At 64.9% G+C, this 11,518-nt stretch carries 13 protein-coding genes; 2 read left to right on the top strand and 11 right to left on the bottom strand.

The genetic code is table 11. The features are described 5' to 3' along the window. Together RT662_RS10115 and aroC are read left to right on the top strand one after the other, a co-directional pair. On the top strand, positions 1-207 hold a 207-nt coding region (locus RT662_RS10115), incomplete at its 5' end, for an SDR family oxidoreductase (protein ID WP_313670589.1). Then, positions 204-1,286 carry a chorismate synthase gene (gene aroC, locus RT662_RS10110; RefSeq protein WP_313670588.1) on the top strand — a complete coding sequence of 361 codons (1,083 nt, stop codon included), beginning with the start codon at positions 204-206 and terminating at the stop codon, positions 1,284-1,286. The genes RT662_RS10115 and aroC, both read left to right, overlap by 4 nt. A 154-nt stretch (positions 1,287-1,440) precedes the next feature. Here aroC and RT662_RS10105 read toward each other — a convergent pair whose 3' ends face one another. From RT662_RS10105 to thyA, 11 genes are all read right to left on the bottom strand, one after another. Next, a complete protein-coding gene (locus RT662_RS10105; protein ID WP_409530162.1) occupies positions 1,441-2,298 on the bottom strand; it encodes a PEPxxWA-CTERM sorting domain-containing protein in 858 nt (285 codons plus the stop codon). 114 nt (positions 2,299-2,412) lie between these two features. Further along, on the bottom strand, positions 2,413-4,197 hold the full coding sequence (locus tag RT662_RS10100) for an alpha/beta fold hydrolase (protein ID WP_313670587.1): 1,785 nt from the start codon (positions 4,195-4,197) through the stop codon (positions 2,413-2,415). Then, on the bottom strand, positions 4,197-4,574 hold the full coding sequence (locus RT662_RS10095) for a GFA family protein (protein WP_313670586.1): 378 nt from the start codon (positions 4,572-4,574) through the stop codon (positions 4,197-4,199). The genes RT662_RS10100 and RT662_RS10095 overlap by 1 nt, the downstream gene beginning before the upstream one ends. Positions 4,575-4,742: 168 nt before the next feature. Then, the gene (locus RT662_RS10090) at positions 4,743-5,168 is read right to left on the bottom strand and encodes a DUF3035 domain-containing protein (protein WP_313670585.1); all 426 of its coding nucleotides are present in this window, start codon (positions 5,166-5,168) and stop codon (positions 4,743-4,745) included. Beyond that, positions 5,161-5,664, bottom strand: a complete 504-nt coding sequence (gene lspA / locus RT662_RS10085) for a signal peptidase II (RefSeq protein ID WP_313670584.1) — start codon at positions 5,662-5,664, stop codon at positions 5,161-5,163. The genes RT662_RS10090 and lspA overlap by 8 nt, the downstream gene beginning before the upstream one ends. Beyond that, positions 5,657-8,422, bottom strand: a complete 2,766-nt coding sequence (gene ileS / locus RT662_RS10080; RefSeq protein WP_313670583.1) for an isoleucine--tRNA ligase — start codon at positions 8,420-8,422, stop codon at positions 5,657-5,659. The genes lspA and ileS overlap by 8 nt, the downstream gene beginning before the upstream one ends. 34 nt (positions 8,423-8,456) lie before the next feature. Further along, on the bottom strand, positions 8,457-8,885 hold the full coding sequence (locus RT662_RS16255) for a riboflavin kinase (protein ID WP_409530161.1): 429 nt from the start codon (positions 8,883-8,885) through the stop codon (positions 8,457-8,459). Continuing rightward, positions 8,834-9,316, bottom strand: a complete 483-nt coding sequence (locus RT662_RS16250; RefSeq protein WP_409530160.1) for a hypothetical protein — start codon at positions 9,314-9,316, stop codon at positions 8,834-8,836. Before RT662_RS16250 ends, RT662_RS16255 begins: the two co-directional genes overlap by 52 nt. 11 nt (positions 9,317-9,327) lie before the next feature. After that, on the bottom strand, positions 9,328-10,491 hold the full coding sequence (locus RT662_RS10070; RefSeq protein ID WP_313670582.1) for a dipeptidase: 1,164 nt from the start codon (positions 10,489-10,491) through the stop codon (positions 9,328-9,330). A gap of 10 nt (positions 10,492-10,501) precedes the next feature. Next, positions 10,502-11,002: a dihydrofolate reductase gene (locus RT662_RS10065; RefSeq protein WP_313670581.1), complete on the bottom strand. Its 501-nt coding sequence runs from the start codon at positions 11,000-11,002 to the stop codon at positions 10,502-10,504. Further along, positions 10,999-11,518: thymidylate synthase (gene thyA, locus RT662_RS10060; protein ID WP_313670580.1), on the bottom strand; the 520-nt coding region annotated here is incomplete at its 5' end. The genes thyA and RT662_RS10065, both read right to left, overlap by 4 nt.

The following is an 11,518-nucleotide window of genomic DNA, read 5'->3' as shown; positions in this document are numbered from 1 at the left end:
GGCGATTTCCGCTACATCATGAAGTGGAATGAATATAACAGCCCGCTGCGCCGCAACGTCACCATCGAGGATGTTGGCGGTGCTGGCCTTTACCTGCTTTCCGATCTGGCCAGCGGCGTGACCGGGGAAACCCACCATGTCGATGCCGGCTACAACGTGATCGGCATGAAGGCCGAGGACGCGCCGGATATCGGGCTCGAAAAATGAGCCTCAACAGCTTCGGACACCTGCTGCGCTTCACCACCTGGGGCGAAAGCCATGGGCCGGCGATCGGCGCGGTGGTGGATGGCTGCCCTCCGGGGCTCGAGCTGTCCGAAGCCGATATCCAGCCCTTCCTCGACAAGCGCCGGCCCGGCCAATCGAAGTTCACCACCCAGCGCCAGGAACCGGATGAAGTCCGCATCCTGTCGGGTGTGTATGAAGGCCGCACCACCGGCACGCCGATCAGCCTGATGATCGAGAATGTCGATCAGCGCTCCAAGGACTATAGCGACGTCGCCGCCAAATACCGGCCCGGCCACGCCGATTATGCCTACGACGCCAAATACGGCCTGCGCGATCCGCGCGGTGGCGGGCGTTCCTCGGCGCGCGAGACCGCCAGCCGCGTGGCCGCCGGCGCCGTGGCGAGGCTGATCATTCCGGATGTCAGCATCACCGCCTATCTGGTTGAAATCGGTGGTATTGCCATTGATCGCAGCCGCTTTGACCCGGCCGAGATCGAGCGCAATCCCTTCTGGTGCCCCGATGCCGTGACGGCCGCGATCTGGGAAGATCATCTCGACGCCGCCCGCAAGTCAGGCTCTTCGCTGGGCGCCATCGTCGAATGCGTGGCCACCGGGGTGCCGGCCGGGTGGGGCAGCCCGCTCTATCACAAGCTGGACGCGCAACTGGCCAATGCCGCCATGAGCATCAACGCCGTAAAGGCCGTCGAAATCGGTGACGGTTTCGCCGCTGCCCGCCTGCGCGGGGAGGAAAATGCCGACCGGATGCGGCCCAGTAAAAGCGGGGGTCAGGATGGCCCTGAGTTCCTTTCCAACCACGCTGGCGGCATTGCGGGCGGCATCTCCACCGGCCAGCCCATCGTTGTGCGCATGGCGCTGAAGCCGACCAGCTCGATCCTGACGCCGGTTGAAACCATCACGAAGGACGGTGCAGCCGCCGAAATCGTCACCAAGGGCCGTCATGATCCGTGCGTCGGCATCCGCGCCGCGCCGGTGCTGGAAGCGATGGTCGCGCTCGTGCTCGCCGATGCCATGCTGCTGCACCGCGGACAGACCGGGCGATGAAGGGAAGGGGCGGCGCGCCTGGCTGCCCCCCGGACAACCAGCCCCCGCAACACTGGGGGTAGAACGCGCCGCCGTGCCTGGGTCATCGGCACGTCTGGAAGCCGACCATCCGGCAGCTCCGACCCTTTAGCTACGGAACGGGTCAGCAGCGGTTTCAGGCCGCCACCACAACCTTGCGCCGCCGCTGCGTGGCGCCCACCAGGCCAAAGCCGGCGATCAGCATGGCCCAGCTAGCCGGTTCCGGCACCGCGCCGGTGGCCGGGATGAAGCTCTGCTGCCAGTTGGTGCCGGATCCGCTGCTCACCGACCAATCCATGAGCTGGGCGCCATTGCTGTTGGTCACCGATCGGATGCCGCCCCAATAGGCGGAGTTGCCGGCATCGCACACCGCTGTCGTGAGATTGCCACGGGCACCGCAGGTCAGGCTGGAACTGATCGTGAAGGCCTGGCCACTGGTGAACGGGATCAGGAAATCCACTACTACGGGTCCGTCGGGGAGGCTGTTTGATACCGTCGTGCTGCTCGCACCGTTGTTGTTGATGAACAAGGTTGAGGTCAGCAGCGAGGTGAAGCTGGTGTTGAGATTGTAGGCGTAGAAGTAGCGATCACCGGCAACATTCTGCGTGGCGATGAACTGGAAATCGAAGGTGTTGAAGCTGAAACCGCCCGCGCCAAAGCCCAGCTGATTTTCAAACGCCATGCGGGCAGTGAAGAAGCCGCTGCTGCTGCCCGGGGTGGTGATGGTGATGCTGTCCCCCCACATGGCGCGGGCTTCGCTTTGCACCTGCCCAAAAGCCGATCCGGTTGCTGTCGCCGTGGCCTTGGCGACTCCATAATCAGCCAGGGCCGAACCGGCCAATGCCCGTCCATCCACAGTCGAATCAGCGCCAGAAAGACTGATCGGGCCCCCGGCGGCTGTACTGGTAGACTGGTTCGAATTGGTGATGCCATTGAAGAAGGAAACGGTCAGGCTGGCCTGTGCCGCGCCGGCCGGCACCACCACCGCCGCCAAAATCGCCGCCTTGATCAGAAGCTTGGTCTCCGCGCGTCACGCTCCCCGTAAAATCAATGATCTGCCAGATGCACGGGGCGCCGCGCCGCGCCCATCCCCGATTGTGGGGTATGGTCAAAAATTCGTTGCCGGCCCCAGCCCTGCCAGCACCGCATCCGTGTGGGTCATCGCCAGAAACCGTCCGGCGCCGGCCACGGTCTCATGCGCCGCATCTGGCAGCACAATCCGCCAATAGGCCGCGACGCTGCCCGGATCATGGATCACATCCACGCCGCCCAGAAGCACTGTCCAGCCAGAAGTGCCCTGAAGCGGCGCATCGTCGGCCATGGTGGCAAAGGCCACTTGTTCGGCGACATAGCCTTGGTATCGCCCCGTCGTCGACGCCCGGCTGGCGCGGTAATATTCGGCAATATTCTTCGGATCAGCCATGAACGCGCGGTCGGGCGGGCTGGCCTCAACTGTGCGGCGGATGATGGCTTCGGCCTTGCCTGGCGTGTACTGGCTCGCCAGCAGCCTGGCAAAGCCGGCCACCATCGTGGGGTTCTTCCAGAACAAGGTCTTTATAACCGAAACAACGCCGCCGACCTCGCCGCTCATGCGTGAGGGCGGATCAGGGTTTACCAACACCACCCGGCCCAGCCGTTCCGGCAGCCGCCGGCCCGCTGCCAAAGCAAATTGCGCCGCGCCGCGCGTCACCATGGCGATGCGGTCAATCTTCAGCGCCTCCAGCACCAACACCAGATCGTCCACCGCCGCTGCAAACGGGCAGGGGGCTGGCACCATGTCGCTCATGCCAAAGCCAGGCCGATCAATGGCCAGCACCCGATAGCCGGCCCGCTGCAGCGCCCGCAGCAAGGGCGTCGCCACGTGTCGACTTGTCATGCTGCTATGCACCACCAGCACCGGCGGCGCGCCGGCCCGGCCATGATCGCTCAGCGCGATACGGCTGCCATCGGGCCGTGCCATGAAGCGCAGTGGCGCCAGGCCTTCATCGGCCCACACCACCCCGCCCGCCACGCCCGAAAGCATGGCAAGCGCCCGCGCTTCGGCCAGCCGCCGTACCAGCGCCGGGGCCGAGCCCACGCCGGTGATGATGAAGATCTGGTCGATCTCCTTCTTGGCTACCGCTTCCGATACGCCAATGGCTGCCGCAGCCTCGGCCCGCGTCTGTCCCAGCGCCAGCGCCAACGCCAGCCCTGCCTGCCGCTGCGTCAGCCCCAGCATATCCGCCAGCAGGCTTGCCTGTTCGGCATCATCACCGTCCGGCCAGATACCCAGCACCAGCAACGTCAACCGATTGAGCAGCGCCGGCAATCGTGGCACGCCCACGCGCGCCATCGCTTCCGAAATCGCCCCGCGCGCCGTGTCGTAGGCGATGCCGCAAGCGCTGGCGGCGCGGCGGATCGATCCGGTTTTCAGAACGGCGGCCAGCACCCGGCCCTGCAGCCCGGTCAGCCCCAGAGCCCGGCTGGCGGCCTCCAGTGCGGCTTCGGCAGCCAGCGGTATCACGGCCAGCACCAGCATCGCTGCCCCCGGCAGATCCAGAGCCGCCCGCTCGGCCGCCGGCAGCGCCCAGCCGCGGGCGGTGGCTGCATCGGCCCACATCAGCAGCGGGGGCAGCGTGTCGTCACCGGTCGCCACCGGTTGGCCGGCCGGTACCGTGCGAAGGGATTCAGGATCGGGTGCCAGCCCCGCTGCCCGCCAGGCTGTCGTCGCATGGATCAGGCTATCGCCATTGTCATACACTGCGGCACACAGGCTTTCGGCGCGCAGCACGGCGATGTGACCGCCTTGGGGTGCAAGCGTCAGCGCATCAACAGCCAGCGCCTCGGCCAGCCTTGGCGATGCCGGCGCACCCGCCAGCGCCAGCTGCATTCCAGTGGGAAAACGCGCGTCCATCAGCCCAGATCGGCGCGCGCCTTTTCCCAGTTCTTCCCGTCATAGGGACGGATCAGCGGCTGTACATCGTCCACCCCATCAATCGCCCGCCAGTTCACGCTGAACCCATGGGGGTGTGACCGCGGCACATAGAAGCTCTTGATGCCGCAGGTGCTGCAAAACAGATGCTGCGCCGTACCGCTGCCCCAGCGATAATCGGTCAGTGCATCGGCGCCGCGCTCCAGCGTGAAATCCGCCTTGTCGACAATCAGGTGCAGAAACCCGGTCTTGGCGCAGATCGAGCAATTGCAGTCGAGCAGTTCCGGCGGATCGGCGAACCGCACCCGAAAATGCACTTTGCCGCAATGGCAGCCACCTGTTGTTTCCCGCATCGTCATGGCCGGCACATCACGTCAAAGCCGGCCGGAAATCAAGCGGCGCAGCCGCAACGTCCAAAGCGAAACAGTTTGCGGGTTTTCCCTTGGTCGAAGGAAAGGCCGGTGTTTGGTAAATCTCCCGACAGCGCGTGGAGCCTGCTCGCCCCGTGCGCCCGTTCTCACCTCAGATTACTGGGGCACCGTCAGATCAGCCACCTTGCTGTCGCGCACGCCCACGGGCGCTGCGAGCACTTCCTGCAGGAACACGCCCTTGTTCACCGTGCTGGTGCGCGGATCACCGGCCTGGCTGCGAACGGCGGGATCGGGCGTGTTGGCGCCGGCGCGATCCAGCAACTGCTGTTCGGCGGCGCTCTTCGGCGGCGGCTTCACGCCGGGGCCAAACAGCGCTTCCATGGCGGCGGCCTGCGAATCCACACCCATGGCGCGCGGCGCACCCGGCTTGGGCGGCGCCAGCGAAAAATCGGGCGGCACCACCAGCGGCGCGCCGCGGGCGATGGCCAGTTCATCGGGGCCACGGCCGGAAAGCCGGTCCTTCTTGCCGCCACAAGCAGTCAGCGCCAGGGCGGCCACGGTCAGGATCAGCAGGTTACGCATTGTTCGTGTCCCTTGATTCAGAAGCGGCTTCAGGCGTGGGCTTGGCCAGCACGGCGCGGGCCAGCAACAATATCACACCCAGTGTAATCGCGGCATCGGCAAGATTGAAGACCCAGAAGCTGGTTTGCCCCCAGAAGAAGTGCAGGAAATCGACGACATAACCGAACCGCACGCGATCCAGGATATTGCCGATGGCGCCGCCCAGCACCAGGCCCAGTGCGGCCACATCCACCGGGTTCTTCTCGCGCCGCAGCCACAAAGCCACCGCCAGCGCGATGCCGGCGGTGATGAAGGTAAGCAGCCAGCGACCCAGATCGGAATCGGCCTGCAACATGCCCATCGACACGCCGATATTGCCCACGAAGGTCAGGCGGAAGAACGGCAACACATCGATGCCGCCGCGTTCGGGCAGGTGGATGATTTCCAGCACCCAATATTTGCTGATCTGATCAAGGATCAGCACCAGCGCCGCAAGGAGAAAGCCGCGCTTAGCCATTCACCACCGCATCGCAGCGCCCGCACAGCTCGGTTTCGGCATTCACATCCGGCAGCAGGCGCCAGCAGCGGGCGCATTTGGCCAGATCGGCCTTTTCAACGGTCAACGATTCCGTGTCGCCATGGGTCAATGACACGTCGGCAACCAGCAGCAGTTCAGCCAGATCAAGCCCGGCCAGCGCGGCGATGCGATCGGCGTGGGTGGTGGTGATGGTCACGCTGGCTTCCAGGAAGCTTCCAACCGTTTTGGCGCGGCGAAGTTCTTCCAGTTTCAGATAGACTTCCTCGCGGAGCTTGCGCGCCAGCATGAACTGCTTGTCCAGCGCGGTATCTTGCCAGCCGGCTTCGATTTCCGGCCATTCCAGCAGGTGCACCGAGCCCGCATCCGGGTAGCGCGTGCCCCACACTTCTTCCGCCGTGAACACCATCACCGGCGCCAGCCAGCGGGTGAGGGCGTGGAAGGTGATATCCAGCACCGTGCGCCAGGCCCGGCGGGCCGGTGCGGTGGGCGCGTCGCAATAGAGACTGTCTTTGCGGACATCCATGGCGAAGGCGGACAGATCATTCTGCACGAACTCGTTGATCAGGCTGGTGTAACGGTTGAAGTCATAGGATTCGGCCGCCACCTTGAGTTCGCCGGAAATAACCGACAGCCGGTGCAGCACCCAGCGCTCCAGTGCCGCCATCTGATCGACTGGCAGGCGTTCTTCCTCGTTCCAGCCCTCAAGAGCGCCAAGCAAATAGCGGAAGGTATTGCGCAATTTGCGATACTGATCTGCGACGCCTTTCAGGATCTCATCGCCGATACGGTGATCTTCGGTGAAATCGACACTCAGTGCCCACAGCCGCAGGATATCGGCACCATAGGTCTTCATCACGTCGAGCGGATTGACCGTGTTGCCTTCCGACTTCGACATCTTGCGGCCACTGGCATCCATGGTGAAGCCGTGGGTGAGGATGGCGTTGTACGGCGCGCGGCCGCGGGTGCCGCAGCTTTCCAGCAGGCTGGATTGGAACCAGCCGCGATGCTGGTCGCTGCCTTCCAGATAGAGATCCGCCGGCCACTGCATTTCCGGCCAGCGGCCCGATTCCAGCACAAAGGCATGCGTGCAGCCGCTGTCGAACCATACGTCCAGGATGTCGGTGATCTGCTCGTATTGCTCGGCCTTGTCGCCCAGCAGTTCGGCGGCGAATTCCGGCGTCCAGGCATCCACGCCCTGCTCGCGGAAACGCGCGATGATCTTGTCGTTGATCGCCTTATCAACAAGATAGTCGCCAGTCTTGCGATCAACAAACAAGGTGATCGGCACACCCCAGGCACGCTGGCGGCTGAGCACCCAGTCGGGCCGGCCTTCGACCATCGCGCCGATGCGGTTGCGGCCCTTGTCCGGCGTGAACTGGGTGGCGGCGATGGCGGCAACGGCCTTCTGGCGCAGCGTGTGCTCACCTTGATCCATCGGGACGAACCATTGTGGCGTGCAGCGGAAGATCACCTTCTTCTTCGACCGCCACGAGTGCGGATAGCTGTGCTGGAACGGCCCGGCGCTCAGCAGCGCGGCCGCAGCGCGCAGATCATTGCAGATCGGCCCCTCCGGCGCGTTGAGCGTGGGGTTAATGACGTTCTTGGCTTCCCCGCCCAGCCACAGCCAATCGGCACGGTAACGGCCATCGCCTTCCACGGCAAAGACCGGGTTGATCCCATGCGCCTTGCACAGCGCAAAATCATCCTCGCCATGGTCGGGCGCCATGTGGACAAGCCCGGTGCCGGCATCGGTGGTAACGAAATCACCGGGCAGGAAAGGGCGGGGCTTGGCAAAAAAGTCGCCGAGATGGTGCATCGGGTGACGGGCGATTGCGCCGGCGAGGGCCGGGGCGGCTACATCCTGCTCCACGATCAGCGCGGAACCAATGCGCGCGCTCACGGCTTCCACCAGTGGGGCGGCAATAAGGATGCGACGGCCATCGGCAGTGCGGCAAAGCTGGTAGCCAACCTCCGGCCCATAAGCGATGCCCTGGTTCACCGGGATGGTCCATGGCGTCGTCGTCCAGATGACGGCGTGGGCCCCCACCAGTTCCAGCGCGCCCGGCGCTTCGATAATCTCGAACGCCACGTCGATCTGGGTCGAGGTGATGTCGTGATATTCCACCTCGGCATCGGCCAGCGCGGTCTTTTCCACCGGCGACCACATCACCGGCTTGGCACCGCGATAAAGCTGGCCGGACTCGGCAAACTTCAGCAGTTCCGAAACGATGGTCGCTTCCGCCTGGAAGTCCATGGTGAGATAGGGTTTTTCCCAATTGGCGCTGATGCCCAACCGCTTCAGCTGCTCGCGCTGCACGTTTACCCAATGCTGGGCATAGGCGCGGCATTCGGCGCGGAATTCCACCGCCGGCACATCATCCTTGTTCTGCTTCTTGGCGCGGTAGGCTTCTTCCACCTTCCATTCGATCGGCAGGCCGTGGCAATCCCAACCGGGGATATAGGGCGCATCCTTGCCCAGCAGCGTCTGCGTGCGCACCACTGCATCCTTCAGGATATGGTTCAGCGCGTGGCCGATGTGCATGTCGCCATTGGCATAAGGCGGGCCATCGTGGAAAATGAACTTCGGCCGCCCGGCGCGGGCTTCGCGCAGTTGGGCATAAAGATCCGCTGCCTGCCATTTCGCCAGAATTTGCGGCTCACGCTCCGGCAGGCCGGCTTTCATCGGAAAGTCGGTTTTCGGCAGGAAAACAGTGGGGCGATAATCGGGCGCGGTCATAGGCTGTGGGCTTTAGGGGAAGGGCGCGTGCCTGTCACCCACCCTTGAGCATGTGCCGCGCCGCCGTCGCATCCGCGGCTATCTGCGCCTTCAATGCATCGAGGCCATTCAGTTTCATTTCGGGGCGCAGATAGGCGACCAGCTGCACATCCAGCGTCTGGCCATAGAGATCGCCCTGCCAGTCCATCAGCCAGGTTTCGAGCAGTTCCACCGGCGGCTCGATCATCGGGCGGATGCCCAGATTGGCCACGCCATCCACCCGCTCACCCGAAGGCAGCACGACCTGCACGGCATAGACCCCGTATGCGGGGCGCACATAATCCCCCAGCGTCATGTTGGCGGTGGGGAAGCCCAGCGTGCGCCCCAGCTTGGCGCCATGTTCGACCACGCCTCTGATGGTGAACGGCCGCGTCAGCAGCTCCGCCGCCATCCCCGGCCGCGCATCACGCAGCAGGGCACGCACCCGGGTCGAGCTGATCGTGCCCGCGCTGTCCTGCACCGCATCGACCACCCGCCCGGCAAAGCCATGGTCACCACGCCGGCCACGCCCAGGCGCGTTACAAGCCACTCGCTTACGAATTCTTCGGCTGAAAGCGCGGCCAGCGCGCGGTTGAATGGCATCACCACCGCGCCATCCATGCCGAACTGGCCCAGCCATTCGCCGCGCTGGCTGATGGTGGAGAGCGAGAATGGGGGCACATCGGGCTGGAACAGTCGGGCAGGGTGTGGATCGAAACTCGCCACCAGTGCCGGCCGGCCGAGCTTGCGCGCCCAATCACGCGCGGCGCCCACCACGGCCTGATGACCGGCGTGAAAACCATCGAAATTGCCCAGCGCCACGATGCCGCCACGCAAATGGCTCGGCAGGGCGGCGCCCCCGGTGATCAGGTCCATGGGGAGGCGGCTTAGCGGGGCGCGAGGCCAGCGGCAAGCAGTCGCGCCGTATTGCCGCCCATCACTTTTGCGATGTCGGCCGCGCTCATGCCCGCTGTCATCAGTGCCTGGGTAACGGCGTCAAGATGCGCGGTATCGAAACCCACCGTGGTGGCGCCATCATAATCGCTGCCCAGCCCGACATGATCGATGCCCGCGACCGAAACCGCGTGCAGGATCGCCTTGGCGGTGGCCTCCGGCGTTGGCTGGCAGATGGCGGCATCCCAGTAACCGATGCCCACCACGCCGCCATTGGCGGCCAGCGCCCGCAACTGGTCGTCGGAAAGGTTGCGCGGCGTGTCGCATGCGCCCTTTACGCCGCCATGGCTCACGACGACCGGCCGGGTGGCGATCTTCAGCACATCGGCAAAGGCGGCCGGGCTGCTGTGGGCGACATCGATGATCATGCCGCGCTTCTCGGCCTCGCGCACCACTTCGGCACCCAGCGGGGTCAATCCGCCCTTCTGCTCGCCCGCCATCGAACCGGCCAGTTCGGTATCAAAGAAATGCGCCAGCCCCAGCATGCGGAACCCCGCCGCCTGCAACCGCGCGACATTGGCGACCTGGCCTTCCAGATTCTGCCCGCCTTCGGTGGAGAGCAGCGCGCCTGTTACCTTTTTGCCCGCCGCGCGATCGGCCAACAGCCGGGCCAGATCAGCCGGTGACGTGATGATGCGCAGCCGGCCGGCGCTGCGCGCTTCCACGTCGTGCAGTTTCTCGGCATGCCACAGCGACCGCTCCAGCAGGCTGTTCCACGTCCGCACCGGCTGGCCCTGCGCGATCACCAGCGGGGTGATATTGTCGGTCTCGCCGCTGTTGCGCTCATAATTCTGCCCGCGCGGTGTCTTGGTCACGCTGGAGAAGACCTGCAGCGCGACATTGCCGGCCTCCAGCCGATTCAGATCAACATGGCCCTGATCGGTTTTCGACAGCAGGTCCCGCTTCCACATCAACGTGTCGGCGTGCAGATCGATCACGGTCAGCGTCTTGTGCAGCGCCTGCGCCTGAGCACTCACCGGCCAAGTCGCGCCGGTATTCCGGTTCATGCCGCGCTCGACGATGCCCGGCGCGAAGCCGAAGAACCCCACCGCCGCCACGCCCAACAGCGCCGCCGTGCCCCACACCAGCTTCTTCATCGGATTCCCCCTATCGCCGTTCCAGCGTGATGAACGCATATCCCGGCTTGTCGCCTTCCGGTTCATGAGCCACCCGCGCCACTTCCTCCCAGCGCGCCGGATCGAACGCGGGCAGGAAGGTATCGCCCTCCGGTTCGGCGTCGATCTCTGTCAGTTCCACCCGCGTCGCGATGGGCGCGCTGAGCGCATAGATCTCCGCCCCGCCGATGATCATGATGTGGCCACGGATGCGCGGATCGAGGCCCGCCGCTGCAATGGCCTCGGCCAGGTTGGGCACTACCGTTACGCCGTTGGCCGTCCAGCCGGGCTGGCGCGTCAGCACGATATTCTGTCGGCCGGGCAGGGGCTTGCCGATGGATTCAAACGTCTTGCGGCCCATCACGACCGGCTTGCCGACGGTGATCGCCTTGAAGCGCTTCAGGTCGGCCGGCAGGTGCCAGGGCATGGCGCCCTTGTACCCGATCACGCCATTGCGGGCGCGGGCAACGACCATGGTGACATCAAGGCTCATACCGCCACCGGCGCCGCGATATGCGGGTGCGGATCGTAGCCGGTGATGACAAAATCCTCGAGCGCATAGCTGAACAGATCGTCCGGTTGCCGCGCGAAATCGAGGCGCGGGAAGGGGCGGGGCGTGCGCGAAAGCTGCTCCGTCACCAGATGCTCGTGGTTCAGATAGAGGTGACAATCCGCCCCCATCCAGGTGAGCATCCCCGGTTCCAGCCCGGACTGCTGCGCCAGCATGCGGATCAGCACGGCGGCTTCGAAGATGTTGAACGGAAAGCCCAGGCCCAGATCGCAGCTGCGCTGATACAGGATGCCCGACAGCCGGCCATCAGCCACGAAATACTGGTACGTCATGTGGCAGGGCGGCAGCGCCATGCGATGCAGTTCCGGCACGTTCCAGCCGGTGAAGATATGGCGGCGGCTGGCGGGATTGTGCTTCAGGCCGTGGACCAGCTCCGTCATCTGATCGAACGGTGTGTCGGCGCGGAAGCTGCCGTCTTCATTGGCAGCATAACGCGGC

The sequence above is a fragment of the Sandarakinorhabdus sp. genome, from assembly GCF_032115815.1.
GTDB lineage: Bacteria > Pseudomonadota > Alphaproteobacteria > Sphingomonadales > Sphingomonadaceae > Sandarakinorhabdus.
This window is presented reverse-complemented; position numbering and strand designations above follow the sequence as displayed.

Excerpts from the sequence above, each read along its gene's own strand:
- RT662_RS10065 (WP_313670581.1), bottom strand. The coding sequence starts at position 11,002 with ATGAGCCTTGATGTCACCATGGTCGTTGCCCGCGCCCGCAATGGCGTG.
- RT662_RS10100 (WP_313670587.1), bottom strand. The coding sequence starts at position 4,197 with ATGGACGCGCGTTTTCCCACTGGAATGCAGCTGGCGCTGGCGGGTGCG.
- RT662_RS10070 (WP_313670582.1), bottom strand. The coding sequence starts at position 10,491 with ATGAAGAAGCTGGTGTGGGGCACGGCGGCGCTGTTGGGCGTGGCGGCG.
- RT662_RS16250 (WP_409530160.1), bottom strand. The coding sequence starts at position 9,316 with ATGGACCTGATCACCGGGGGCGCCGCCCTGCCGAGCCATTTGCGTGGC.
- RT662_RS10090 (WP_313670585.1), bottom strand. The coding sequence starts at position 5,168 with ATGCGTAACCTGCTGATCCTGACCGTGGCCGCCCTGGCGCTGACTGCT.
- lspA (WP_313670584.1), bottom strand. The coding sequence starts at position 5,664 with ATGGCTAAGCGCGGCTTTCTCCTTGCGGCGCTGGTGCTGATCCTTGAT.
- aroC (WP_313670588.1), top strand. The coding sequence starts at position 204 with ATGAGCCTCAACAGCTTCGGACACCTGCTGCGCTTCACCACCTGGGGC.
- RT662_RS10095 (WP_313670586.1), bottom strand. The coding sequence starts at position 4,574 with ATGACGATGCGGGAAACAACAGGTGGCTGCCATTGCGGCAAAGTGCAT.
- ileS (WP_313670583.1), bottom strand. The coding sequence starts at position 8,422 with ATGACCGCGCCCGATTATCGCCCCACTGTTTTCCTGCCGAAAACCGAC.